Genomic DNA, 24,277 nt, shown 5'->3' with positions numbered 1-24,277 from the left:
CGTGCCCGACGACGGCGGGCGGCACTGTCTCGTCGGTCACCCTCCGGCACGGTCCAGCACGGTTCAGCGCGGGTCGACGCCGGCGTGGATCAGCCCGTAGATCGCCGAGTCGGTGAGCGCCTCCCACGACGCCTCGATGAGGTTCGGCCCGACGCCGACCGTCGACCACGCCCGCTGGCCGTCGGTCGACTCGATGAGCACGCGCGTGATCGCGTCCGTGCCGTGCGTCGTCTCGAGGATGCGCACCTTGAAGTCGATGAGCTCGAAGTCCTCGATCTCCGGGTAGACGCGCACGAGGGCGAGGCGCAGCGCGTGGTCGAGCGCGTCGACCGGGCCGTTGCCCTCGCCGGTGGTGACGTGCCGCTCGCCACCGGCGGTGAGCTTGACCGTCGCCTCCGCGGTGGCCTCGGCGCCGCGCGACCCCTTGCGCTCGACGATGGTGCGCCAGCTCTCCACCGTGAAGAACCGGGGCCGCTCGCCGGAGATCTCCTCGCGCAGCACCAGCTCGAAGGACGCGTCGGCGGCGTCGAAGGTGTACCCGTGGGCCTCGGCGTCCTTGACCCGGGTGGTGACGCGCGACAGGAGGTCCCCCTGGCCCGCGAGGTCGAAGCCCAGCTCGCGGCCCTTGAGCTCGATCGACGCACGGCCGGCCATGTCGGAGATCAGCATCCGCATGTCGTTGCCGACCGCGCGCGGGTCGACGTGCTGGTAGAGGTCCGGGTCGACCTTGATCGCGCTGGCGTGCAGGCCACCCTTGTGCGCGAACGCGCTGGCCCCGACGTAGGGCTGGCGCCCGTACGGCGAGATGTTGGTGATCTCGCTGACCTGGTGGGCGATCCGGGAGGCGTCCTCGAGCCCGTGGTCGGCCAGCAGGCTCCGCCCGCCCTTGAGCTCGAGGTTCGCGACGACGGTGAGCAGGTCCGCGTTGCCCGTCCGCTCCCCGTAGCCGTTGATGGTGCCCTGGACGTGCGCCGCGCCCGCGTCGACGGCCGCGAGGGTGTTCGCGACGGCGCAGCCGGAGTCGTTGTGGGCGTGCATCCCGAGCCGGTAGCCGGAGGCGTCGGTGTGGCCGAGGACGTCGCGCAGCTCGCCGACGATGTCGCTGACCCAGCCGGGGAGCATGCCGCCGTTGGTGTCGCACAGCGTCACGACCTCGGCGCCCGCCGCGACGGCAGCCTCGACGGCGGAGCGCGCGTAGGCGGCGTCGAACCGGTACCCGTCGAAGAAGTGCTCCGCGTCGAGGACGACGCGCCGGCCCTCCTCGCTGAGGAACCGCACGGTGTCGCCGATCATCGCGAGGTTCTCCTGCGGCGTCGTGCGCAGGGCCCGCTCGACGTGGCGGACGTCGGACTTCGCGACCAGCGTGACCACCGGCGCCTCGGAGTCGAGCAGCGCCCGCACCTGCGGGTCGTCCGCGGCGCGCGCTCCCGCCTTGCGCGTGGAGCCGAAGGCCGCGAGGACGGCGTTCTTGAGCGTCAGCTCGCGGCGCGCGCGGGCGAAGAAGTCGGTGTCCTTGGGGATCGCGCCCGGCCACCCGCCCTCGATGTAGCCGACGCCCAGCTCGTCGAGCAGCGGGGCGATGGCGATCTTGTCCGCGACCGTGAGGTTCATGCCCTCCTGCTGCGCGCCGTCGCGCAGGGTCGTGTCGTAGACGTCGAAGGTCGGGTTCATCGTGGGTCTTCCTCCGGGGTCCGACGGCGGCGGGCGGGTCCCGCGAGCCGTCACCACTCTAGGGCGCCGTACGGCGCGACCGGCGCGGGGGCCGGCGGCACCGCGGGCCGGTACCGGCCCGCGCGGGATCTTCCGACGGTCGTCCTGGACGTGCCGTGCTCGTCGTGCTGGTCGTGCCGTGCTGCGTGCTCCTCGGCTCCGTCCCGGTGGCGGCCCTCGTGAGGCGTGGGCCGGGACGTGCGTCGCCGGGCGGGGTGTGCCCGGCAACAAAAAAACCCCCCGGGGTACGGGAGGTTCGCGCGCTCGGTGGACGGGCCGGGCGCGCTACGTGAGAATGAGCGAGGTGCTGACGTGTGTCACGAGACACACTCTGGCACGCCCGCCCGTCAGCCGAAACCCGTGTCCGCATCGTGGTCATCTCCGGGCCGCCCGGGCGCGCCCCGGCGCGAGAACCCGCCGACGCCCCACTAGGCTCCCCGCATGCCCGCGCCACAGCAGCCGCAGGACCCGTCCGGACCTCCCGTACCCGTCGTGGCCCGGTGGCGGTTCGCCGCGGGCTCCCTCGTCGCGGTGGTGGTCACCGCCGCGGCGGCGTACGTCGTGTGCCTGCTCCTGGAGTCCGTGTTCGCGGTGGAGCTCGCACCGCCGCCCGACCTGCTCCCGGAGCGGCCCGACGCGCAGGTGTTCGCCGTCGTCGGCGCCGCGATCGGCCTCGGTGCGGTCGTCATGATGGCCCTCCTCGCGGCGAGCGTGTCCCGCCCGAGGCTGTTCTTCGGCTGGTCGATGGTCGTCGTGGTCGCCCTGCTGACCGTCGCCCCGTTCACGTGGGCCGACGGTGTGGTCACCCAGGCGTTCACCGCCGCGCTCTTCCTGGTCGCCACCGTCGTCGCCTGGGCGTGCGTGTCCGGCGTGGCGATCCGCACGATCCACACGCCGCGGCCCCCGGCCGTACGCCGAGCGGGGGCCGCGCCCGGACCGGCATGACACCCCGCCCGGAGCACCGGGACGCGGTCAGGCGAGCCGGCGCATCCAGCCGTGCCGGTCCTCGACCGCGCCGGTCTGGATCCCGGTCAGCTCGGCCCGCAGCGACATCGTCAGCTCACCCGGACCGCCGTCGGCGATCGTCTCGTCGAAGCTCGAGCCGGCGAGACGCCCGATCGGCGTCATGACCGCTGCTGTCCCGCAGGCGAACATCTCGACCACGGTGCCGTCCGCGATCTCGGCGAGGAGCTCGTCGATCGGGATCTGGCGCTCGGTGACGGTGCGCCCACGGTCCTGCGCGAGGCGGATGATGGACGAGCGCGTGACGCCCTCGAGGATCGAGCCGCTGAGCTCCGGCGTCTCGAGCGAGCCGTCCGCCTTGACGACGAACACGTTCATCCCGCCGAGCTCCTCCAGGAACGTCCCGGTGCCGTCGAGGAAGCAGACCTGGTCGCACCCGAGCTTCTGCGCCTCGACCTGCGGCAGCAGGCTGGCCGCGTAGTTCCCGCCGCACTTGGCGGCCCCCGTCCCGCCGGCGGCGGCGCGGCTGTACTCGCGCTCGACCCAGATGGACACGGGAGAGACACCGTTCGCGAAGTACGCGCCGACGGGCGAGGCGATCACCAGGTACTCGGCCTCGAGGCTCGCGCGCACGCCGAGGAACTTCTCCGAGGCGAACATGAACGGCCGCAGGTACAGGCTCGCCTCGTCGCCGCTCGGCACCCACGCGCGGTCCTCGCGCACGAGGGCCGCGAGGGACGCGACGAAGTCGTCGACCGACAGCTGCGGGAGCGCCAGGCGCGCGGCGGACCGCGAGAACCGTGCCGCGTTCGCCTCGGGACGGAACGTCCACACGCTGCCGTCGTCGTGCTTGTACGCCTTGAGACCCTCGAAGATCTCCTGCGCGTAGTGCAGGACGGCGGTGGCCGGGTCGAGCTGGAGGGGCCCGTAGGCCTCGATGCGCCTGTCGTACCAGCCCGTGTCCGCCGTCCAGGTGGCACGGGCCATGTGGTCGGTGAAGACCGTGCCGAACTTGGGCGCGGCGAGCGCGAGCCCGCGGTCGGCCTCCGACATCGGGGCCGAGGACCGGCGGACGTCGAACAGGCCGACGAGGTCCTCGAGGGAGTCGTTCAGCGGGTGCTGCTCAGCAAGCGGGGTGCTCATGGGATGACCTTTCAACCTGGCGACCCCTGTAGTTTTCCACGCTCCGCGTGCCGGTACGACCCGCGGGGCGCCCACAGCGGTCACCTCCTGGACTGCGAGGACGGACCGGGGCGGACGACCGGGACGGGTGCGAGCGACGTGCGCGTCAGCGAGCGACGCGCTGGGCGAGCTCGCCACCCACCTCGGCCGTCGTACGTACTCGGTCCCCCCGCTCGGCGAGGTCGGCCGCGACGGCGGCCTCCACGCGGGCGGACTCCTCGTCCAGGCCGAGGTGGGCGAGGAGCATCCCGACCGACACGACCGTGGCGGTCGGGTCGGCCTTGCCCTGGCCGGCGATGTCGGGGGCCGAGCCGTGCACCGGCTCGAACATCGAGGGTCCCGTGCGGTCCGGGTTGATGTTCCCGGAGGCCGCGAGGCCGATCCCGCCGCAGATGGCGGCGGCCTGGTCCGTGATGATGTCGCCGAAGAGGTTGTCGGTGACGATCACGTCGAACCGCGAGGGGTTGGTCGTGAGGAAGATCGTGGCGGCGTCGACGTGCAGGTAGTCGGTCGTCACGTCGGGGAACTCGGCGTTGACGGCCTCGACGGTGCGCCGCCACAGGTGCCCGGCGTTGACGAGCACGTTGTGCTTGTGCACGAGGGTCAGGTGCTTGCGGGGTCGCGCCTGGGCTCGGGCGAACGCGTCGCGGACGACCCGCTCGACGCCGAACGCGGTGTTCACCGAGACCTCCGTGGCGATCTCCTGCGGCGTCCCGGTCCGCACCGAGCCGCCCACGCCGCCGTAGGGGCCCTCGGTGCCCTCGCGCACCACGACGAAGTCGATCTCGCCCGGCTCGGCGAGCGGCGAGCGCACGCCCGGGTAGAGCCTGCCGGGGCGCAGGTTCACGTAGTGGTCCAGCGAGAACCGGAGCTTGAGCAGCAGGCCGCGCTCGAGGACGCCCGACGGGACGCTCGGGTCGCCGATCGCGCCGAGCAGGATCGCGTCGTGCGCGCGGATCGCCTCGAGGTCGGTGTCCGTGAGGGTCTCGCCGGTCGCGTGCCAGCGCCGCGCGCCCAGCTCGAAGGCGGTCGTCGAGACCGTCACGTCCGAGCCGGTGAGGACGGACTCGAGGACCGCCAGGCCCTGGTCGACGACCTCGGTGCCGATTCCGTCTCCGGCCACCACGGCCAGGTTGATGTTGCGCGTCATGGACGAGACGCTACGCCCCGCGGGCCACCATGCGGACGACGATCTCACGTGCCGGACGCGACTACGGGAACAGGACGCTGAAGCGCTCGCACACGACCGGCATCTGCGGCGAGAACTCGCGGCCGGCGGCCAGGCTCCGCCGGAAGAACGTCTCGTGCTCCGTGCGCCACGACTCGAGCGAGCGGTCGCCCTCGCCCTCGGCGGCGGCGAACTCCTCCCCCACCTCGTCGAACGGCACGACGTCGACCGACTCCGTGCGGATGAGCGCGCGCGGCTCGCCGCTCGCGTCGAGGACGATCGCCAGGGCCTTCTCCTCGGGCAGGTCCTCGCCCGTGTCCTCGTACTCCCACAGGGACGACGACGTCGCCGTCTTCTCGCGCCGCAGGACGGCCTCGAGCAGCGCGTCCGCCGTCTCGGCGTCGTCGCCGAAGCTCCACGCGGGCGGCACCATCGACGCCTCGACGGTGTAGCCGGTCGCCGCCGCCGTCCGCACGAGCCCGGCACGGATGCGCGCGGACTCCCAGAACTCGAGGATGTCGGCGGCCGTGTCGTGCCCCGCGCCGTCCTGCTGCCGGTCCCGCTGCTCGTCGCTCATGCCGGGATCATCTCACCGCAGCCCGACCGGGGCAGAACGGACACCGAGGAAGGCACGACGGAGCCCGGGACGCCGGGACGCGCGATCGCGGCGCGGACGCACGAGAGGGCGGGACGACGGGGCGCGCGATCGTGGCGGGCCTGGCGGGAGGCCGAGGCACGAGGCCGGATGGCAGATCGCGCGCGCCGTCGTCCCGCCCTCCGAGGGCGAGCGAGGAAGCGCTCAGGAGACGCGGATCAACGCCCCGCGGAACCCTCGACGTAGTCGGCGTCGGACGGCTTGACCCACGAGAACATCTTGCGCAGCTCGCGCCCGGTGGCCTCGATCGGGTGCGCCTCGCCCTTGGCGCGCAGCGCCTTGAACTCCGGCGCGCCGGCGTCCTGGTCGTCGATGAACCGCTGGGCGAAGGCACCGTTCTGGATGTCCGCGAGGACGGCCTTCATGTTGTCCTTGACGTCCGGCGAGATGACGCGCGGGCCGGAGACGTAGTCGCCGTACTCGGCCGTGTCGGAGACGGACCAGCGCTGCTTGGCGATGCCGCCCTCGACCATGAGGTCGACGATGAGCTTGAGCTCGTGCAGCACCTCGAAGTACGCGACCTCGGGCTGGTAGCCGGCCTCGGTGAGCGTCTCGAACCCGTACTGGACGAGCTGCGAGGCACCGCCGCAGAGCACGGCCTGCTCGCCGAACAGGTCGGTCTCGGTCTCCTCGGTGAAGGAGGTCTTGATGCCGCCGGCACGCAGTCCGCCGATGCCCTTGGCGTACGAGAGCGCGAGCTGCCAGGCGGAGCCGGACGCGTCCTGCTCGACGGCGACGATCACGGGGACGCCGCGCCCGTCGACGTACTCGCGGCGCACGAGGTGGCCCGGACCCTTGGGGGCGACCATGACGACGTCGTGCCCGGCCTCGGGCTTGATGTAGCCGAAGCGGATGTTGAAGCCGTGCCCGAAGACGAGGGCCGCGCCGTCGGTGAGGTTCGGGGCGATCTCCTCGGCGTAGACGGTCCGCTGCACCTGGTCCGGCGCGAGGATGACGACGACGTCGGCCTCCTTCGTCGCGTCGGCGACCGTCAGGACGCGCAGGCCGGCGTCCTCGGCCTTGGCCCGCGACGCCGAGCCCTCGCGCAGGCCGACGCGCACGTCGACGCCGGAGTCGCGCAGGTTCAGCGCGTGGGCGTGGCCCTGGCTGCCGTATCCGATGACGGCGACCTTGCGGCCGGCGATGACCGACAGGTCGGCGTCGTCGTCGTAGAACATCTCTGCCACGGTGGTTCTCCTTGTATCTGTGATGAATCCTGGGGGAAGGGTCTTAGGCGGTGCGGGCGACGCGCTCGAGCGCCCGGTCGGTGATGGAGCGGGAGCCGCGGCCGATGGCCAGCGTCCCGGACTTGACGATCTCACGGACCCCGTAGGGCTCGAGCGCCGCCAGGAGGGCGGCGAGCTTCTCGGGGTTGCCGGTGGCCTCGACGGTCACGGCGTCGGGGACGACGTCGACGACCTTGGCACGGAAGAGCTCGACGACCTCGAGGACGCCGGTCCGGTTCGCACCGTCGGCGCGGACCTTGACCAGCATGAGCTCGCGGCGCACCGACGTCGGCTGGTCGAGCTCGACGATCTTCAGCACGTGCACGAGCTTGTTGAGCTGCTTGGTCACCTGCTCGAGGGGGTTGTCCTCGACGTCGACGACGACGGTGATGCGAGAGATGTCGTCGTGCTCCGTCGGGCCGACGGCGAGCGAGTGGATGTTGAACGCGCGGCGCGCGAAGAGGCCGGCGACGCGCGTGAGCACGCCGGGCTTGTTCTCGACGAGCACCGAGAGGGTGTGGCGGGACATGGTCGGTTCTCCCTGGTCTCGGTCGGCTCAGTCTTCGCGGTCCCACGCGGGCGAGATGCCCCGCGCGTACTGGATCTCGTCGTTGCTCACGCCGGCGGCGACCATCGGCCACACCATCGCGTCGCGGGAGACGTTGAAGTCGACGACGACGGGACGGTCGTCGATCTCGTTGGCGCGCTTGATCGCGGCGTCGACGTCGCTCGCGTGCTCGACGCGGATGCCCTCGGCGCCGTAGGCGTCCGCGAGCTTGACGAAGTCGGGCACGCGCTGGGTCCCGCGCCCGGTGTGCAGGTCGGTGTTCGAGTAGCGGTTGTCGTAGAACAGCGACTGCCACTGGCGCACCATGCCGAGCGAGGAGTTGTTGATCAGCGCCACCTTGATGGGGATGTCGTTGATCGTGCAGGTGGCGAGCTCCTGGTTGGTCATCTGGAAGCAGCCGTCGCCGTCCACGGCCCAGACGTCGCGGTCGGGCTGGCCGACCTTGGCGCCCATGGCCGCCGGGACCGCGAAGCCCATCGTGCCGAGGCCGCCGGAGTTGATCCACGTGCGGGGGTGCTCGTAGCGGATGAACTGCGCCGCCCACATCTGGTGCTGGCCCACGCCCGCGACGAAGATCGACTCCGGTCGGGCCAGCTGGCCGAGGCGCTGGATGACGGCGTGCGGCGACAGGTGCCCGTCGGTCGGCTCGGTGAAGCCCAGCGGGTAGGTCTCGCGCCAGTCGTCGATCTGGTGCCACCAGGCCGCCAGGTCGGGCTTGCCGTGGGCCGCGTGCTCGCGCTCGAGCTCGGGCACGAGGTCGCCGAGGACCTCCTTCATGTCCCCGACGATCGGCACGTCCACGGCACGGTTCTTGCCGATCTCGGCCGGGTCGACGTCGGCGTGCACGATCGTCGCGTGGGGGGCGAAGGTCGACAGCTGGCCGGTCACCCGGTCGTCGAACCGGGCCCCGAGCGCGACGACCAGGTCGGCCTTCTGCAGCGCGGCGACCGCCGGGACGGTGCCGTGCATGCCGGGCATGCCGAGGTTCTGCGGGTGCGTGTCGGGCAGCACGCCCCGGGCCATGAGCGTCGTGACGACGGCGGCACCGGAGACGTCCGCCAGCCGCCGCAGCTCGGGCGAGGCGTTCGCGCGGACGGTGCCGCCGCCCACGTACAGCACCGGCCGGCGCGCGCCGGCGAGCAGCCGCGCGGCCTCCTTGATCTGCTTCGTGTGCGGCTTCGTGACGGGGTGGTAGCCCGGCAGCTGCAGCTCCTGCGGCCACGAGAACGTGGTCGCGGCCTGCATCGCGGACTTCGCGATGTCGACGAGGACCGGCCCGGGGCGCCCGGTCGAGGCGATGTGGAACGCCTCGGCGAGCACGCGAGGGATCTCCGCCGGGTCGGTCACGAGGTAGTTGTGCTTGGTGATCGGCATCGTGATGCCGACGATGTCGGCCTCCTGGAACCCGTCCGTCCCGATGAGGGACTCGGCGACCTGCCCCGTGATCGCGACCATCGGGATGGAGTCGATGTTCGCGTCGGCGATGGGGGTGACCAGGTTGGTCGCGCCGGGGCCGGACGTGGCCATGGTCACGCCGACCTTGCCCGTGGCGTGGGCGTAGCCGGACGCGGCGTGCCCGCCGCCCTGCTCGTGGCGGACCAGGATGTGCCGCAGCCTCGCGGAGTCCATCAGCGGGTCGTAGAGCGGGAGGATCGCGCCGCCGGGGATGCCGAAGATCGTCTCGACGCCGATCTCCTCGAGCGACCGGACGATGGACTGCGCGCCCGTGACCTGCTCCGTCGATACCGCCGCGCCACCGCTCGTGCGGGGCGCCGCGGCGACGCGGCCGCGCGGCCCGCTCGTCGCCGCGGGGGCGGGCTTGGGTGCGCCGGCGAGCGCGGCCGGCGTCGGGACGCCGGGACGTGCTGCTGCCGGAGGGGTGCCCTGGACCATCGGTGTCTCCTTGGTTCGGGTCGCTGCTGCGACCGCTGGCCGTGTGACCGTCGTGCTGGTGGAGCTGGTCGTCGTGACCGGGTCTGCGTCCAGTCTCCCGCAGCGTCCCCGGCATGAAAAAACCCCTCGAACCCGGGTCTCGGGTTCTTCGGGGTGAGCGCGCGGACGGACCTGGTCGATCGGCGTCAGCCGGCGCGCTCAGGAAGTACTACGAGGAGGATCGTCCGCATGGCTCGCACACTACGCCGATCGAGGGGCGGTGTCACCCCTCGGTCGAGTCGTCCCGACATGTGGGACACGATCGAGGGGCGAGCGCCGGCTCAGGCGACGTCGCGCCGTCGGAACACGAGGGCCGAGACCACGGCGACCACGATCGTCAGCCCGGCGAGCACGAGGCCGCCCTGCGCGAGCGAGACCGCATGGTCGACGTAGCTGCACGAGAGGCCACCACCGTCGGACGGCGTGCAGGTCTCGACGGAGTATGTCGCGCCGCCCGCGACCCACGCCTCGGTGTTGACGACCAGCAGCCAGCGCTGCAGTCCGTCCAGCATGTTCGCACCGAACAGCTCGACCACCACGAACCAGGCGACGACGACGCCGAGCGCCGCCGCGGTGTGCCGGGTGAGCATGCCGAGCGCGACGCCGATCGCCGCGAACGCCGCCGACCCCAGCAGCAGTCGCCCGAGGCTCCACCCGAGGTCCGTCCACAGCGCGGCGGTCATGCTCCCGGTCGCGTCGTGCACCTCGTACGCGAGCCACGAGCCGGCGGTGCCGACCGCGAGGGCGACGGCGACGATCGGCAGCACGCCGAGCGACGCCGCGGCCAGCTTGGACCAGTAGACGCGGCGGCGGCGTGGCTCGAAGGTGAGCCAGTTCCCGATGGCCCCGCTGCTCGTCTCGGCGGCCGCGAAGGTGATGCCCAGGAAGAGCGCGAGCAGCAGGAAGACCACGCCGAACGACTGGATCGAGGAGATCCCGGCGTCCGAGAAGCTGCTGGTGCCCCCGATCCAGTCCTCCCAGGCTCCCGGCCCACCCTGCTCGCAGGCGTAGTCCGCGGACGGGTCCGCCTCCTGGGCGTCGGCCTCCTGCTGCTTGCAGTCCGCGATGTACTCGTCCTTGTGGGCGTCCCAGTCGGCGACCTGCTCGTCGTACTGGGCGCGGATCTCGTCGATCTGCGCCTGCGGCAGCGGCGTGGAGGTCTGGAACGCGCCGGCCACGAGCAGCAGCGCGACGGCCACGGCGCCGACGGCTCCCCACCGGATCAGCGCCCGGAGGCGGAAGCGCCGGAGCTCGACGCGCAGCAGCCGCATCAGGCCACCCCTCCCTGGTGGCGCCCGTGGCGACCGACGGCGCGTGTCGCGCCGGTCAGCGGGGCTGGCTCCACGTCGTCGGGCACGAAGCCGCCGGGCCGCTCGCCCGAGGTCAGGTCGAGGAAGACGGACTCGAGGTCGGCACGGAGCGTGGTCAGCTCGCGAACGAAGAGTCCGCTGCCCGCGAGGACGCGGGTCACGCGGGCGGCGTCGTCCACGCCGTCGACGAGCACGACCCCGGCGTCGACGCGGGCGGTCAGCCCGGCCTCCGCGAGGACCTGCGCGGCGCGGCCGGGTGCGTCGATGCCGACGCGGACGACTCCCCCGGCCTGGCGTCCGACGATCTCGGCCACCGAACCCTGGGCGAGCAGCCGCCCGCCGCCGATGATCGAGACCGTGTCGGCGACCTGCTCGACCTCGGCGAGGATGTGGCTCGAGACCAGCACGGTCTTGCCGCGCTCGCCCAGCGCGCGCATGGTCTCGCGGATCTCGCGGATGCCCGCGGGGTCGAGCCCGTTCGTCGGCTCGTCGAAGATCAGCAGGTCCGGGTCCTTGAGCAGGGTGGCCGCGATCGCCAGGCGCTGCTTCATGCCGAGCGAGTAGCCGCGGTACCGGTCGCGCGCGCGGTCCGCGAGGCCGACCTCCGCGAGCACCGTCCCGACCATCCGCGGCTCGGCGCCGATGGCCCCGGCGAGGAGCTCGAGGTTGCGGCGCCCCGAGAACGACGGGAAGAACTTGGGCTGCTCGACGATCGCACCGACCCGCCCGACGACCTGCGGGAGCGCCCGCGGGACCTCCTGGTCGAAGATGCGCATCGTGCCCGAGTCCGGGCGCACGAGCCCGAGCAGCATGCGGATCGTCGTGGTCTTGCCCGAGCCGTTGGGCCCGAGGAAGCCGTGCACACCGCCCAGCGGCACGTCCAGGTCGAGCCCCTCGACCCCGACCGAACTGCCGCGCAGGCTCCGGTAGGTCTTGCGCAGCCCCCGCGTCGAGACCGCGAGCCCGGTCGGGGCCGTCGCTCCCGGTACCGGTGCGGGTGCCGCCGCCGTCTGCGCAGTCACGATCCGTGTCCCCTGCCGCCGCGTCGTCGCGGGTCGCCCTCACGACCGGCCGGGCGGCGCGGTCGCTCGGAGCATAGTGGGATCCGGCGCACCCGTGAACCTCCCCGCGCGGGGCGCGTCGCCGCCGGCTGCCTGCCGGACGGCCACCGGCCGGCTACCGGTCGCGGTCGAGGCACGTGCAGACGCAGGCCTCGTTGCCCTCCGGGTCGGCGAGCACCCAGAAGGACGGCGCCTCGGCGTCGGAGAGCAGCGTCCCGCCCGCGGCGAGGACGGCGGCCACCCGCTCCCGGGCGGCGTCGGGCGCCACCCAGACGTCGAGGTGGATGCGGTTGCGCTGCGGCCGGGGCTCGTCCATCTGCTGGAACCAGATGGTCGCGCCGCGCCCCCGGGGGTCGCGCAGGTCGACGTCCTGGTACCCGTCGGTCTGCACCCGCTCGAAGCCGAGGACGGCCGCCCAGAACGGCAGGACGGCGTCACGGTCCAGCACGTCGATCGCGATCTCCGTCTGCAGCGGCGCCGTCGGGTCGGCGTCGACGCCGAGCTCCCGCGCCGCCTCGCTGATGCGGCGCGCCAGCGCGACGTCGCGGCCGGTGAGCCCGCCCGCGTCGTGCGTGGTGAGGCGCACGACGACGGCGGGGTACGTCAGGTCGACGTCGGGGTGGTGGCCCGCCTCCTCGGCGAGCTCCCCGATCCGGCCGACCAGCGCGAGCCCGGTCGCAAAGTCGCCCGTGCGGAACACGGCGTGCGCGGTCGAGATCAGCACCCGCCAGTCCGCAGTGCCCTCGGCGGCGTGGAACTGCTGCGCGGTCACCCGCGTCGTCTCGTCGGCCATACCGCCACCCTCGCCCAGGCCCGAGCGGGGCGCACCCCGGTGCGTCAGTCGTCGTCGAACGCCGGCAGCCCGTCGATGCTCGTGCGGTTCTTGCGGCGCCGGTACTCCGCCTGGCCGTCGATCCCCTTGCGGTCCATGTACTGCGGCAGGAGCTCGCGCTCGCCGACGTGCTCGAAGAGCGGGACCCCGTAGCCGCACGAGTCGGACACCCGCTCGACGTCCACCACGATCACCGCCCGGACGCCCCGCCGCTCGGCGAACCGGCCGACGAGGTCCTCGAACCCGGCGTCGTAGAGCGCGACGACGCGCCCGCGCCCATGCAGCCGCACGACGTTGGGCGGGCCGTCGAACGCGCAGAACATCAGCGTCACCCGGCCGTTCTCGCGCAGGTGCGCCACCGTCTCGGCGCCGCTCGCGGTGAGGTCGGCGTAGGCGACGGTCCGCTCGTCGAGCACGAGGAACGAGCCCTCGACGCCCTTGGGCGAGACGTTCACGTGCCCGTCCGGCCCGCTCGGCGCGCTCGCCACGAAGAAGACGTGCTGCGCCTCGACGAACGCGCGGATCTTCGGGTCGATGCACTCGTGGACGGTCGACATGAGCCCATCTTCCGCGCGTCTCGCCAGCCGAGCAATAGAGTCTTGGTCGCCAAGACGCCGCCTAGATGAGCACCGCACCCTTCGACGCCGACTGCACGAGCTTCGAGTACTTCGCGAGCACCCCGCGCGTGTACCCGTGCGCCAGCGGAACCCAGTCGTCCGTCCGGCGCGCCGCGAGCTCGTCGGGGTCGACGAGCACGTCGAGCGTCTTGTTCGCGACGTCGAGCCGGACCGGGTCCCCGTCGCGCAGAAAGGCGATCGGGCCGCCGTCGACCGCCTCCGGGGCGACGTGACCGACGCACAGGCCGGTCGTGCCACCCGAGAAGCGCCCGTCCGTCAGGAGCAGCACGGTCTTGCCGAGCCCGGCGCCCTTGATCGCCCCGGTGATCGCGAGCATCTCGCGCATGCCCGGGCCGCCCTTGGGGCCCTCGTAGCGGATCACGACGGCGTCACCGTGGGTGATCGTGCCGTCGGCGAGCGCGTCGAGCGCCGCGCGTTCGCGGTCGAACACGCGCGCGGTGCCCTCGAAGACGTCCGTGTCGAAGCCCGCGGACTTGACCACCGCGCCGTCGGGCGCGAGGGACCCGTGCAGGATCGTGATCCCGCCGGTCGCGTGGATCGGGTTCGACAGCGAGCGCAGGATCTTCCCGTCCGGGTCGGGCGGGGAGATCTCGGCGAGGTTCTCCGCGACCGTGCGCCCGCTCACCGTCAGGCAGTCGCCGTGGATCAGACCGGCGTCCAGGAGCGCCTTCATCACGACGGGCACGCCGCCCATCTGGTCGACGTCCTTCATCACGTACTGGCCGAAGGGCTTGAGGTTGCCCAGGTGCGGCACCCGCCCGGCGACGCGGTCGAAGTCGTCGAGCGTGAGCTCGACCTCGGCCTCGTGGGCGATCGCCAGCAGGTGCAGCACCGCGTTGGTCGACCCGCCGAAGGCCATCGTCACCGCGATGGCGTTCTCGAACGCCTCCTTGGTCATGATGTCGCGGGCCGTGGTCCCCGTGCGCAGCAGCTCCACGACGGCCTCGCCCGAGCGCTTCGCCCAGGTGTCGCGGCGGCGGTCCGCCGACGGCGGGGACGCGGACCCCGGCAGGGACATCCCCATCGCCTCGGCCGCGCAGGCCATCGTGTTCGCCGTGTACATCCCGCCGCAGGCCCCCTCGCCGGGGCAGACGGCCTTCTCGATCGCCGTCACGTCCTCGCGCGACATCGTGCCGGCCCGGCACGCCCCGACCGCCTCGAAGGCGTCGATGAGCGTGACCTCCTTCTCGCTGCCGTCCGACATCTTCGCCCAGCCCGGGGCGATCGTGCCCGCGTACATGAACACGGACGCGAGGTCGAGGCGCGCGGCGGCCATCAGCATCCCGGGCAGGGACTTGTCGCAGCCGGCGAGGAGCACCGAGCCGTCGAGCCGCTCGGCCTGCATCACGGTCTCGACGGAGTCCGCGATGACGTCGCGGCTCACGAGCGAGAAGTGCATCCCCTCGTGGCCCATCGAGATCCCGTCCGAGACCGAGATGGTGCCGAACTCGAGCGGGTAGCCGCCGGCGGCGTGGACGCCGTCCTTCGCCGCCTGGGCGAGGCGGTCGAGCGACAGGTTGCAGGGGGTGATCTCGTTCCAGGAGCTCGCGACGCCGATCTGGGGCTTGGCGAAGTCCTCGTCACCGAGGCCGACGCCGCGCAGCATGCCGCGCGACGCCGTCGCCTCGATGCCGTCGGTCACCTGGCGCGAGCGGGGCTTGATGTCCGGTGTGCTCATGCCCCGACACTACGACCGGACGGGGCATCCGACAGGCTCAGCCGCCTCAGCGGCGCGCGAGCCGCGACACGTCCCGCACGGCGCCGCGGTCCGCCGACGTCGCCATCGCCGCGTACGCCTGGAGCGCGGGCGAGACGTGCCGGTCGCGGTCGAGCGGCTGCCACGGGCTCTCCCGCGCCTCCATCTTCGCGCGCCGCTCCGCGATCACCTCGTCGGGCACGTTCAGCCGGAGCAGGCGGGTGTCGACGTCGATCTCGATCTCGTCGCCGTCCTCGATCAGCCCGATCGTCCCGCCGGCCGCCGCCTCCGGGGAGACGTGCCCGACGGAGATGCCGCTCGAGCCACCGGAGAACCGGCCGTCCGTGATCAGCGCGCAGACCTTGCCGAGGCCGCGGCCCTTGATGAACGACGTCGGGTAGAGCATCTCCTGCATCCCCGGACCGCCGGCCGGTCCCTCGTAGCGCACGACGACGACGTGGCCCGGCTCGACCTGCTTGGTGAGGATCTTCTCGACGGCCTCGTCCTGGGACTCGCAGACGAGCGCGCGGCCGACGAAGTGGAAGACGTCGGGGTCGACGCCCGCGGTCTTGAACACCGCGCCGTCCTCCGCGATGTTGCCCCGCAGCACGGCCAGCCCGCCCTCGACCGTGTAGGCGTGCTCGACGTCGTGGATGCAGCCCTCGGCCGCGTCGGTGTCGAGGTGGTCCCAGCGGTTCGAGGTCGAGAAGGCCTGGGTGGTGCGCACGCCCCCGGGGGCGGCGTGGAAGAGCTCCAGCGCCCGGTCGGTCGCCGCGCCGCCGCGCACGTCCCAGTCGTCGAGCCAGGCGCGCAGCGTCGGGGTGTGCACGGAGGTCACGTCGTGGTCGAGCAGGCCGCCGCGGTCGAGCTCGCCGAGCAGGGCCGGGATGCCGCCCGCGCGGTGGACGTCCTCCATGTGGAAGCGGGGGTGGTTGGGCGCCACCTTCGCCAGGCACGGCACGCGGCGGCTGAGCGCCTCGATGTCCGTGAGGTCGAAGTCGACCTCGGCCTCCTGCGCCGCGGCGAGGATGTGCAGCACCGTGTTGGTGGAGCCGCCCATCGCGACGTCCAGCGCCATGGCGTTGGTGAAGGCCGCCTTGGTCGCGATGCCCCGCGGCGCCGCGGTGTCGTCCTCGTCGTCGTAGTAGCGGCGGGCGAGGTCGACGACCGTGCGACCGGCCTCGAGGAACAGCTCACGGCGGGCGGCGTGGGTCGCGAGCGTCGACCCGTTGCCGGGCAGCGAGAGCCCGAGGGCCTCCGTCAGGCAGTTCATCGAGTTGGCCGTGAACATGCCCGAGCACGAGCCGCAGGTCGGGCAGGCGGCCTCCTCGACGGCGGCGAGGGCGTCGTCGGTGACCGCGTCGTCGGCCGAGTAGTTGATCGCGTTGATGAGGTTCAGCGGGGTGGACGCGACGCCGTCGGCCACCACGGCCTTGCCGGCCTCCATCGGGCCGCCGGAGACGAAGACGACGGGGATGTTGAGGCGGAGCGCGGCGTTGAGCATGCCCGGCGTGATCTTGTCGCAGTTCGAGATGCACACGAGAGCGTCCGCGCAGTGGGCGTTGACCATGTACTCGACCGAGTCGGCGATGAGGTCGCGGCTCGGCAGGGAGTAGAGCATCCCCTCGTGGCCCATCGCGATGCCGTCGTCCACGGCGATCGTGTTGAACTCCTTCGAGACGCCGCCCGCCTCGCGGATCGCCGAGGCGACGAGGTCGCCCATGTCCTTGAGGTGCACGTGGCCGGGCACGAACTGCGTGTACGAGTTCGCGATGGCGACGATCGGCTTGCCGAAGTCCTCCGAGCCCATGCCGGTCGCGCGCCAGAGGGCGCGGGCGCCGGACATGTTGCGGCCATGGGTGGACGTCCGGGAGCGCAGGGGGCGGCTCATGTCGGTCAGCTCCTTCGACAGACGGGGAGGCGCCGAGCGTCGCGGCGCCGGCGTCAGCGTACGTCCGCTGCCGCGGGCACCTGTCCGCCGTCCGTCTGCTGGTCCCCGCGTCCGCCGAGAGGTCGAATTCGGCCCCTTGATTCGAAGAATCAGGGGCCGAATTCGACGTCTCGGCGGACGGGCGGCGCGGACGGGCGGCGGGACGGGCGGACGGGCGTCAGGACGCCGCCTCGGCCTCCATCTCGTTCGCCCGGGTGATGTGCCGGGTCACCCAGGGAGCCACGGCGAGCAGGCCGAACGCGAACACCATCGCCACCGCGCCGATCCACCCGAAGTACGCGGTGTCCGAGACGTCGGCGGTCGCCTGGATCGTCTGGGCCGTGATCGCCTGACCCGCGGCCTCGGCGAGGAACCAGATCGCCATCGCCTGGGCGCGGAAGGCGCGCGGCGCCAGGAGCGTCGTCGCCGCGAGCCCCACGGGCGACAGGCACAGCTCGCCGAGTGTCTGGATCACGTACACCGCCACCAGCACCCACGCCGGGGCCTGCTCCTCGCCGAGGATCGCCGACGCGGCCGAGAGGAACAGGAACGACGTCGCGGCGAGGGCCAGGCCCAGGGCGAACTTGTACGCCGTCGGCGGCCGGTCGTGCGTCTTCGTCCAGATCCACGCGAAGACCGGGGCGAGCAGGACGATCGACGCGGGGTTGACCGACTGGAAGAACGTCGGGCTCACGGTGAACCCGAGCACGTCGAGCTGCGTGCGGTCCGCGGCGAACGACGCCAGCGTCGTGGCCGCCTGCTCGAAGATCATCCAGAAGAGCATCGCCCCGATGAAGAGCGGGACGTACGCGGCGAGCCGGCTCCGCTCCGCGGCCGTGACGCGGTCCGAGCGGAACATCACGGTGAACACGGCGATCGGCACGAGCAGCGCGAGATATGACATCCCGTCGATGAAGGCGTCCAGCCCCCAGCCGCCGCTGATCCACACGGCGACCCCCGACGTGAGCGCGACCGCCGCGACCACCAGCAGGGCCAGGCGCACCAGCGCCGGACGCTCCTCGCGGCGGACGGGGTTGGGGACGTGGCGCCCCGCCTCGCCGAGGTACCGGCGCCCGAGGACGAAGAACACGAGCGCGAAGCCCATCCCGACGGCGGCGACGGAGAACCCCGCGTGGTAGCCGCCCCAGTCCTCCGCGAGCCCGACGAGGATGGGTGCCACGAGCGAGCCGATGTTGATGCCCATGTAGAAGATGGAGAAGGCCGAGTCGCGCCGGTGGTCGTCGCGCGCGTACAGCTCGCCGACCATCGTCGAGACGTTCGGCTTGAGGAACCCGGTCCCGAGCGCCACGAGCGCAATCCCGGTCATCGAGAACCCGAAGCCCGGGACGGTCAGGCACACGTGGCCGGCGGCGATGACGACCCCGCCGTACAGCACCGAGCGCCGCGCCCCGATGACCCGGTCGGCCATCCAGCCGCCGACGATCGAGAGCAGGTACACCGACGTGCCGTAGATCGAGACGAACGCCTGCCCCGTCACCGTGTCGAAGCCGAGGCCGCCGTTGGCCGCCGTGTCGGTCAGGTAGTACAGGAGGATCGCGCGCATCCCGTAGTAGCTGAACCGCTCCCACAGCTCCGTGGTGAACAGCGTCATCAGGCCGCGTGGATGGCCGAAGAAGCCTCGCGGGTCCGCCAGCTCCCCGGCCACGGGAAGGCTGTCGTCGTCCCTCTGGGTCATGGGGGAACTCTGGCACCGGCCCGACGCCCGTGCGACCGCAGCACGCACGGGCGTCGGCTGCGTCGGCGGCCCGTGCCGCCTACCGTGGGTCGGTGCCGACGACGATCCTGTGGTTCCGCCGCGACCTGCGCCTCGCCGACAACCCGGCCCTGGTGGCGGCCGTCGCGTCGGCGCGCGCCGACGACGACCCCGCTGTCGTCGCGCTCTTCGTCCTCGACCCGGCCCTGTGGCCCGGGCGGAGCCCGAACCGCGCGGCGCACCTCGCGGCGAGCCTCGCCGCGCTGGACCGGTCCACGGGCGGGCGGCTCGTCGTGCGCCACGGTTCCCCGGACGACGTCGTCCCCCGGCTCGCCCGCGAGGTCGGCGCGCGCGAGGTGCACGTCAGCGCCGCCCACGAGCCGTACGGGCGCCGCCGGGACGACGACGTCGCGGCCCGCCTCGCGCGGGACGGCGTCACCCTGCGCCGTACCGGCTCCGCCTACGCCGTCTCCCCGGGGCGGGTCCGCAAGAACGACGGCGACCCCTACCAGGTCTTCACCCCGTTCCGCGCCGCCTGGCTCGACCACGGCTGGCGGGCGCCCGCGCCCCGGCCGCGCTCGGTCCCGTGGGCGAGGGTCGACGGCGAGCCGCTCCCCTCCGCGCCCGCCGTGGGCGCCGACCTGCCCGAGGCCGGGGAGGAGGCCGCGCGCGCCCGCTGGCGCGCCTTCCTCGCCGACGGGCTGCACGGGTACGCGTCCGCCCGCGACCGCCCGGACCGCGACGGCACGTCCTCGATGTCCACGCCGCTGAAGTGGGGCGAGATCCACCCGCGCACGATGCTCGCCGACATCGCCGAGCGTGCCGAGCGTGCCGAGCGTGCCGAGCGTGCCGAGCGTGCCGAGCGTGCCGAGCGTGCCGAGCCTGCCGGCGTCGCGCGAGGCCGGGTCCCGGGGGCCCGCGCCGGGGCGGGGCGCCCGTCGTCCGACGACGTAGCGACGTTCCGCTCGCAGCTCGCCTGGCGCGACTTCCACGCCGACGTCCTGCACCATCACCCGGGTGCGGCGACGCGCTCGCTGCGCACCGTCCTGCCCGACGACGCGTGGGTCACCGGCGCGCAGGAGGAGCACCACCTCGGGGCGTGGCGGGCGGGACGCAGCGGCTACCCGCTCGTGGACGCCGGGATGCGCCAGCTGCTCGCGACCGGGTGGATGCACAACCGGGTCCGGATGGTGGTCGCATCGTTCCTGGTCAAGGACCTGCACGTGCGCTGGCAGCGCGGGGCGGAGCACTTCATGGTCCACCTGGTCGACGGCGACACCGCGCAGAACCAGCTGAACTGGCAGTGGGTGGCAGGGACGGGGCGCGACGCCGCGCCCTACTTCCGGGTCTTCAACCCGGTGACCCAGGGGCTACGGTTCGACCCGGACGGCGACTACGTGCGCCGCTGGGTGCCCGAGCTCGCTCACCTGCCCGGTCGCGCGGCCCAGGAGCCGTGGAAGCACGACCGCGTGGAGGCGTACCCCGAGCGCATCGTCGACCACGCGGTCGAGCGCCGCGCTGCGCTCGACGCGCTGCACCGGCGCTGACCCCGGGCCGACGCCGCGTGCAGGCCTCAGAGCCCCGCGCGGAACTCGTCCTCGAGGATGCTCATCATGATCGCGTCGCAGAAGCCGTCGCCGTCCCGGTAGGCGTCGCGCTTGCGACCCTCCTCGCGGAACCCGAGGGTCTCGTAGAGGGACCGCGCCCGCGGGTTGATGTCGAGCACGTCCAGCTCGACGCGGTGCAGGCCGAGCCCCTCGGGGGCCGCGGCGAACGCGAACCGCAGCACCTCGTAGATCGCCTCGCTGCCGTACCCGCGCCCGCGGTAGTTCGGCAGCATCAGCATGCTCAGCCGCGCGGCGCGCGTCGCGTCACGGATGTCGTCGAGCACGATCTCGCCGATCATCTCGTCGCTGACCAGCGCGCCGTCCCGCACCGCGCCCGGCGTGATCGCCCAGTCGTAACGGTCCGGCATGTCGGACACGTCGGCGCACCACGCGTCGATCTCGGACCGGTCGTACCGGCGCGTCCTGCCGGTCTGGCGCGACGCCTCCGGGTCCTGGACCGACTCCCACATCCGGTCGGCGTCCCGCGCCTCCGTCGGCCGCAGGTGCATCATCTCGCCCTGCACGACCGGCCCGCGGCTCACCGTGCCCCCTTGGTGCGCAGCACGGCTCAGCCGACCCGCTCGACCACGAGCTCGCGGACGCGCCCGGCGTCGGCCTGACCGCGGGTCGCCTTCATGACGGCGCCGATGATCGCACCGACCGGCCCGAGGTTGCCGCCGCGGATCTTCTCCGCGATGTCGGGCTGGGCGGCGAGCGCGGCGTCGATCGCCTCGAGCAGCGGGCCGTCGTCCGAGACGACCTCGAGCCCGCGCGCGACGACGACGTCCTCCGGGTCGCCCTCCCCCGCGAGCACGCCCTCGAGGGCCTGGCGCGCGAGCTTGTCGTTGATCCGGCCGGAGTCGACCAGGCCCTGGAGCTGGGCGACCTGCGCCGGGCTCACCGGAAGCGCGGCCAGCTCGACGTCGTCGGACTTGGCGCGGCGCGCCAGCTCGCCCATCCACCACTTGCGCGCCCCCGCGGGGCTCGAGCCGGCGGCGACGGTCGCCTCGATGAGGTCCACGGCGTCCGCGTTGACGACGTCGCGCATCTCCGCGTCGGCGTACCCCCACTCGCCCTGCAGCCGGCGCCGGCGCTCCACCGGCAGCTCCGGCTGCTCGGCGCGCAGCCGCTCGACCCAGTCGCGGCTCGGCGCGACGGGCACCAGGTCGGGCTCGGGGAAGTAGCGGTAGTCCTCGGCGTCGGACTTCACGCGCCCAGAGCTCGTGATGCCGCTCAGCTCGTGCCAGTGGCGCGTCTCCTGGATCACGGTGGCGCCCGCATCGAGCACCGCCGCCTGCCGGGAGACCTCGTAGCGCACGGCGCGCTCGACGGAGCGGAAGGAGTTGACGTTCTTGGTCTCCGTCCGCGTGCCGAGCGGCGACTCGGGCGTCGGGCGCAGCGAGAGGTTGACGTCCGCGCGGACGTTGCCCCGCTCCATGCGCGCCTCGGACACGCCGAGCGCCCGGAAGATGTCCCGCAGGGTCCGGACGTAGGCGCGGGCGATCTCCGGAGCCCGCTCGCCGACGCCGGTGATCGGCCGGGTGACGATCTCCACGAGGGGGATGCCGGCACGGTTGTAGTCGACGAGCGAGTACTCGGCGCCGCTGATGCGGCCGTCCGCGCCGCCGACGTGCGTGTTCTTGCCCGCGTCCTCCTCCATGTGCGCGCGCTCGATCTCCACGCGGAACACGGTCCCGTCCTCCAGCTCGACGTCGAGGTAGCCGTCGTAGGCGATCGGCTCGTCGTACTGGGACGTCTGGAAGTTCTTCGGGTTGTCCGGGTAGAAGTAGTTCTTGCGCGCGAACCGGCAGGACTCCGCGATCGAGCAGTTCAGCGCGAGACCGATCTTGATCGCGTACTCGACCGCCGTGCGGTTCACCACGGGAAGGGCTCCCGGGAGCCCGAGCGAGACCGGCGTGACCTGCGAGTTGGGGTCGCCCCCGAACTCGACCTCGGCGCCGCAGAACATCTTGGTCCGCGTGCCGAGCTCGACGTGCACCTCGAGGCCCAGGACGGGGTCGTAGCGCCGGACGGCGTCGTCGTAGTCGACCAGGTCGACGGTGCTCGTGCTCATGGCTTGACCTCCAGCTCCGGAGCCTGCGCGAGGATGGGCCCGCCCCAGGACGTCTCGAGGGCCCGCTCGAGCGCCGCGCCGACGCGGTAGAGGCGGTCGTCGGCCTTGGCCGGGGCCAGGACCTGGAACCCGACCGGCAGGCCGTCGTCGGACACGCCGTTCGGCACCGAGAGCCCGGGGACGCCGGCGAGGTTCGCCGGGATGGTCGCGACGTCGTTCAGGTACATCGCCAGCGGGTCGTCCAGCTTGGCGCCGAGCTCGAACGCCGTGGTCGGCGCCGTCGGGGACACGAGCACGTCGACCTGCTCGAACGCGGCGTCGAAGTCGCGCTGCACGAGCGTGCGCACCTTCTGGGCGCTGCCGTAGTAGGCGTCGTAGTAGCCGGCGGAGAGCGCGTAGGTCCCGAGGATGATGCGGCGCTTGACCTCGTCGCCGAAGCCCTGGCCGCGGGTCGCGGCCATGACGCGCTCGGCGGTCACGGGCCCCTCGGCCGGCTCGGCGCGCAGGCCGAAGCGCATGCCGTCGAACTTCGCGAGGTTGCTCGACGCCTCGCTCGGAAGGATGAGGTAGTAGGCGCCCAGCGCGTACTCGAAGTGCGGGCAGGAGACCTCGACGACCTCGGCACCCAGGCCGCGCAGCAGGTCGAGCGACTCGGCGAACCGGGCGCGCACGCCCTCCTGGTAGCCGTCGCCGTCGAGCTCCGTGACGACGCCGATCCGCATGCCGCGCAGGTCGCCCGAGGCGCCGCGGCGCGCGGCGTCCACCAGGGGCGGCAGGTCCTCGGCGATGGAGGTGGAGTCGCGGGGGTCGTGACCACCGATGAGCTCGTGCAGGAGCGCGGAGTCGAGCACCGTGCGGGTCACCGGACCGGCCTGGTCGAGCGACGACGCGAGCGCGATCAGCCCGTAGCGCGAGACCCCGCCGTAGGTGGGCTTCACGCCGACCGTGCCGGTCACCGCCCCGGGCTGCCGGATCGAGCCGCCCGTGTCCGTGCCGACGGCCAGCGGCGCCTCGAACGCCGCCACCGCCGCGGCGGACCCCCCGCCGGACCCGCCGGGGATCCGGTCCAGGTCCCACGGGTTGCGCGTGGGACCGTACGCGGAGTGCTCCGTGGACGAGCCCATCGCGAACTCGTCCATGTTCGTCTTGCCGAGGATGGGCAGGCCTGCGGCGCGGACACGCTCGACCAGCGTCGCGTCGTACGGTGGCACCCAGCCCTCGAGGATCTTCGAGCCGGCCGTGGTCGGCATGCCCCGCGTGACCACCACGTCCTTGATCGCGATCGGGACCCCGGCCAGCGGGTGGAGGTCCTCCCCCGCGACGCGGCGGGCATCGATGTCCCGCGCCGTCGCCAGCGCGTCGTCGGCACTCACGTGCAGGAACGCGTGCACGTCACCGTCGACCGCGGCGATCCGGTCGAGGTGGGCCTGCGTGAGCTCGACGCTCGTCACCGTACCGGCGACGAGCCGCGCGGCCATGTCAGCAGCCGTGAGCCGCGTGAGGTCCTCGCTCATCATTCCTCCCCGAGGATCTGCGGGACGGCGAAGCGCCCGTCCTGCGCGTCCGGCGCGCCCGCGAGCACGTCGGCCACCGCCAGCGCGGGCACGGGGACGTCCTCGCGGTAGACGTTGGTCAGCGGGAGCGGGTGGCTGGTCGCGGGCACGTCCGGCGTCGCGACCGAGCTGATCTGGGCGATGGCGTCGACGATCACGTCGAGCTCGCCGGCGAGGCGGTCGACCTCGTCGGGGCGCAGCTCGATCCGGGCCAGCGCGGCCACGCGCGCGACCTCGTCACGGGAGATGGTGGACATGCCGCAAGTCTAGAGGCTCGCGCCCGCGGCTCTGCTGTCCGGCACAGGGCTGTGCGCGGGCACGAGCCGGCAGGCGGAGGTCACGGCGCAAGTGGGGGCCGGACGGGGGTATGCCGAAGGCCCACCCCGGTGTCGGGGTGGGCCTTCGGTTGATGGGTGTTCGGCGGCGTCCTACTCTCCCACCCCGTCTCCAGGGCAGTA

The 24,277-nt window shown here is 72.9% G+C and carries 20 protein-coding genes; 2 read left to right on the top strand and 18 right to left on the bottom strand.

Annotation, left to right across the window (positions count from 1 at the left end):
• Window positions 1–63: 63 nt before the first annotated feature.
• Window positions 64–1,671, bottom strand: coding sequence for a citramalate synthase (gene cimA / locus EDF32_RS11845; RefSeq protein WP_123308772.1), 1,608 nt, complete (start codon window positions 1,669–1,671; stop codon window positions 64–66).
• Between the two features lie 480 nt (window positions 1,672–2,151).
• On the opposite strand from cimA, the gene EDF32_RS11840 reads away from it, so the two are divergent.
• Window positions 2,152–2,655 (top strand): hypothetical protein, encoded by a 504-nt coding sequence (locus tag EDF32_RS11840; RefSeq protein WP_148061599.1) that lies wholly within the window; start codon window positions 2,152–2,154, stop codon window positions 2,653–2,655.
• 27 nt (window positions 2,656–2,682) lie between these two features.
• Here EDF32_RS11840 and EDF32_RS11835 read toward each other — a convergent pair whose 3' ends face one another.
• The 13 genes from EDF32_RS11835 to EDF32_RS11775 form a co-directional block, all read right to left on the bottom strand.
• Window positions 2,683–3,816, bottom strand: a complete 1,134-nt coding sequence (locus EDF32_RS11835) for a branched-chain amino acid aminotransferase (protein WP_123308770.1) — start codon at window positions 3,814–3,816, stop codon at window positions 2,683–2,685.
• A gap of 145 nt (window positions 3,817–3,961) precedes the next feature.
• A complete protein-coding gene (locus EDF32_RS11830; protein ID WP_123308769.1) occupies window positions 3,962–5,005 on the bottom strand; it encodes a 3-isopropylmalate dehydrogenase in 1,044 nt (347 codons plus the stop codon).
• Window positions 5,006–5,066: 61 nt separating this feature from the next.
• A complete protein-coding gene (locus EDF32_RS11825) occupies window positions 5,067–5,600 on the bottom strand; it encodes an ASCH domain-containing protein (protein ID WP_123308768.1) in 534 nt (177 codons plus the stop codon).
• 236 nt (window positions 5,601–5,836) lie between these two features.
• Window positions 5,837–6,865 (bottom strand): ketol-acid reductoisomerase, encoded by a 1,029-nt coding sequence (gene ilvC / locus EDF32_RS11820; RefSeq protein WP_123308767.1) that lies wholly within the window; start codon window positions 6,863–6,865, stop codon window positions 5,837–5,839.
• A 43-nt stretch (window positions 6,866–6,908) separates the two neighbouring features.
• Window positions 6,909–7,433 carry an acetolactate synthase small subunit gene (gene ilvN / locus EDF32_RS11815; RefSeq protein ID WP_123308766.1) on the bottom strand — a complete coding sequence of 175 codons (525 nt, stop codon included), beginning with the start codon at window positions 7,431–7,433 and terminating at the stop codon, window positions 6,909–6,911.
• Window positions 7,434–7,460: 27 nt separating this feature from the next.
• Complete coding sequence (locus EDF32_RS11810) at window positions 7,461–9,365, bottom strand: acetolactate synthase large subunit (protein WP_123308765.1); 1,905 nt, start codon at window positions 9,363–9,365, stop codon at window positions 7,461–7,463.
• Between the two features lie 320 nt (window positions 9,366–9,685).
• The gene (locus EDF32_RS11805) at window positions 9,686–10,675 is read right to left on the bottom strand and encodes an ABC transporter permease subunit (protein ID WP_123308764.1); all 990 of its coding nucleotides are present in this window, start codon (window positions 10,673–10,675) and stop codon (window positions 9,686–9,688) included.
• Window positions 10,675–11,736, bottom strand: coding sequence for an ABC transporter ATP-binding protein (locus EDF32_RS11800; RefSeq protein WP_123308763.1), 1,062 nt, complete (start codon window positions 11,734–11,736; stop codon window positions 10,675–10,677). The genes EDF32_RS11805 and EDF32_RS11800 overlap by 1 nt, the downstream gene beginning before the upstream one ends.
• A 154-nt stretch (window positions 11,737–11,890) precedes the next feature.
• Entirely contained in the window at window positions 11,891–12,568 is a 678-nt protein-coding gene (locus EDF32_RS11795) for a VOC family protein (RefSeq protein WP_123308762.1), read from the bottom strand.
• Window positions 12,569–12,612: 44 nt separating this feature from the next.
• A complete protein-coding gene (locus EDF32_RS11790; RefSeq protein WP_123308761.1) occupies window positions 12,613–13,164 on the bottom strand; it encodes a pyridoxamine 5'-phosphate oxidase family protein in 552 nt (183 codons plus the stop codon).
• Between the two features lie 61 nt (window positions 13,165–13,225).
• On the bottom strand, window positions 13,226–14,923 hold the full coding sequence (gene ilvD, locus EDF32_RS11785; RefSeq protein ID WP_123308760.1) for a dihydroxy-acid dehydratase: 1,698 nt from the start codon (window positions 14,921–14,923) through the stop codon (window positions 13,226–13,228).
• Between the two features lie 46 nt (window positions 14,924–14,969).
• Window positions 14,970–16,832, bottom strand: a complete 1,863-nt coding sequence (ilvD, locus tag EDF32_RS11780) for a dihydroxy-acid dehydratase (protein WP_123308759.1) — start codon at window positions 16,830–16,832, stop codon at window positions 14,970–14,972.
• A gap of 217 nt (window positions 16,833–17,049) precedes the next feature.
• Entirely contained in the window at window positions 17,050–18,567 is a 1,518-nt protein-coding gene (locus EDF32_RS11775; protein ID WP_123308758.1) for a peptide MFS transporter, read from the bottom strand.
• 92 nt (window positions 18,568–18,659) lie between these two features.
• On the opposite strand from EDF32_RS11775, the gene EDF32_RS11770 reads away from it, so the two are divergent.
• A complete protein-coding gene (locus tag EDF32_RS11770; protein ID WP_123308757.1) occupies window positions 18,660–20,132 on the top strand; it encodes a deoxyribodipyrimidine photo-lyase in 1,473 nt (490 codons plus the stop codon).
• Window positions 20,133–20,158: 26 nt separating this feature from the next.
• Here EDF32_RS11770 and EDF32_RS11765 read toward each other — a convergent pair whose 3' ends face one another.
• From EDF32_RS11765 to gatC, 4 genes are read right to left on the bottom strand one after another with little or no spacing between them, the layout of a single operon-like run.
• Entirely contained in the window at window positions 20,159–20,734 is a 576-nt protein-coding gene (locus EDF32_RS11765; protein WP_233565889.1) for a GNAT family N-acetyltransferase, read from the bottom strand.
• Window positions 20,735–20,760: 26 nt separating this feature from the next.
• Complete coding sequence (gene gatB, locus EDF32_RS11760; protein WP_123308756.1) at window positions 20,761–22,266, bottom strand: Asp-tRNA(Asn)/Glu-tRNA(Gln) amidotransferase subunit GatB; 1,506 nt, start codon at window positions 22,264–22,266, stop codon at window positions 20,761–20,763.
• Entirely contained in the window at window positions 22,263–23,780 is a 1,518-nt protein-coding gene (gatA, locus tag EDF32_RS11755; RefSeq protein WP_123308755.1) for an Asp-tRNA(Asn)/Glu-tRNA(Gln) amidotransferase subunit GatA, read from the bottom strand. The genes gatB and gatA overlap by 4 nt, the downstream gene beginning before the upstream one ends.
• Window positions 23,780–24,076, bottom strand: coding sequence for an Asp-tRNA(Asn)/Glu-tRNA(Gln) amidotransferase subunit GatC (gene gatC / locus EDF32_RS11750; RefSeq protein WP_123308754.1), 297 nt, complete (start codon window positions 24,074–24,076; stop codon window positions 23,780–23,782). The genes gatA and gatC overlap by 1 nt, the downstream gene beginning before the upstream one ends.
• Between the last annotated feature and the right edge of the window lie 201 nt (window positions 24,077–24,277).

It is taken from the genome of Cellulomonas sp. PhB143, assembly GCF_003752595.1.
In the GTDB taxonomy this organism is placed as follows: Bacteria; Actinomycetota; Actinomycetes; order Actinomycetales; family Cellulomonadaceae; genus Paraoerskovia.
Note: the sequence above shows the minus strand (reverse complement) of the source record. Positions and strands in the feature narration are given on the sequence as shown.

Bases quoted from the DNA above. Each gene is read 5' to 3' on its own strand.
- gatA (WP_123308755.1), bottom strand. From the start codon at position 23,780: ATGAGCGAGGACCTCACGCGGCTCACGGCTGCTGACATGGCCGCGCGG.
- ilvD (WP_123308759.1), bottom strand. From the start codon at position 16,832: ATGAGCCGCCCCCTGCGCTCCCGGACGTCCACCCATGGCCGCAACATG.
- gatC (WP_123308754.1), bottom strand. From the start codon at position 24,076: ATGTCCACCATCTCCCGTGACGAGGTCGCGCGCGTGGCCGCGCTGGCC.
- ilvN (WP_123308766.1), bottom strand. From the start codon at position 7,433: ATGTCCCGCCACACCCTCTCGGTGCTCGTCGAGAACAAGCCCGGCGTG.
- EDF32_RS11810 (WP_123308765.1), bottom strand. From the start codon at position 9,365: ATGGTCCAGGGCACCCCTCCGGCAGCAGCACGTCCCGGCGTCCCGACG.
- EDF32_RS11825 (WP_123308768.1), bottom strand. From the start codon at position 5,600: ATGAGCGACGAGCAGCGGGACCGGCAGCAGGACGGCGCGGGGCACGAC.
- cimA (WP_123308772.1), bottom strand. From the start codon at position 1,671: ATGAACCCGACCTTCGACGTCTACGACACGACCCTGCGCGACGGCGCG.
- gatB (WP_123308756.1), bottom strand. From the start codon at position 22,266: ATGAGCACGAGCACCGTCGACCTGGTCGACTACGACGACGCCGTCCGG.
- EDF32_RS11830 (WP_123308769.1), bottom strand. From the start codon at position 5,005: ATGACGCGCAACATCAACCTGGCCGTGGTGGCCGGAGACGGAATCGGC.
- EDF32_RS11795 (WP_123308762.1), bottom strand. From the start codon at position 12,568: ATGGCCGACGAGACGACGCGGGTGACCGCGCAGCAGTTCCACGCCGCC.
- EDF32_RS11805 (WP_123308764.1), bottom strand. From the start codon at position 10,675: ATGCGGCTGCTGCGCGTCGAGCTCCGGCGCTTCCGCCTCCGGGCGCTG.
- EDF32_RS11775 (WP_123308758.1), bottom strand. From the start codon at position 18,567: ATGACCCAGAGGGACGACGACAGCCTTCCCGTGGCCGGGGAGCTGGCG.
- EDF32_RS11790 (WP_123308761.1), bottom strand. From the start codon at position 13,164: ATGTCGACCGTCCACGAGTGCATCGACCCGAAGATCCGCGCGTTCGTC.
- EDF32_RS11840 (WP_148061599.1), top strand. From the start codon at position 2,152: ATGCCCGCGCCACAGCAGCCGCAGGACCCGTCCGGACCTCCCGTACCC.
- EDF32_RS11835 (WP_123308770.1), bottom strand. From the start codon at position 3,816: ATGAGCACCCCGCTTGCTGAGCAGCACCCGCTGAACGACTCCCTCGAG.
- ilvD (WP_123308760.1), bottom strand. From the start codon at position 14,923: ATGAGCACACCGGACATCAAGCCCCGCTCGCGCCAGGTGACCGACGGC.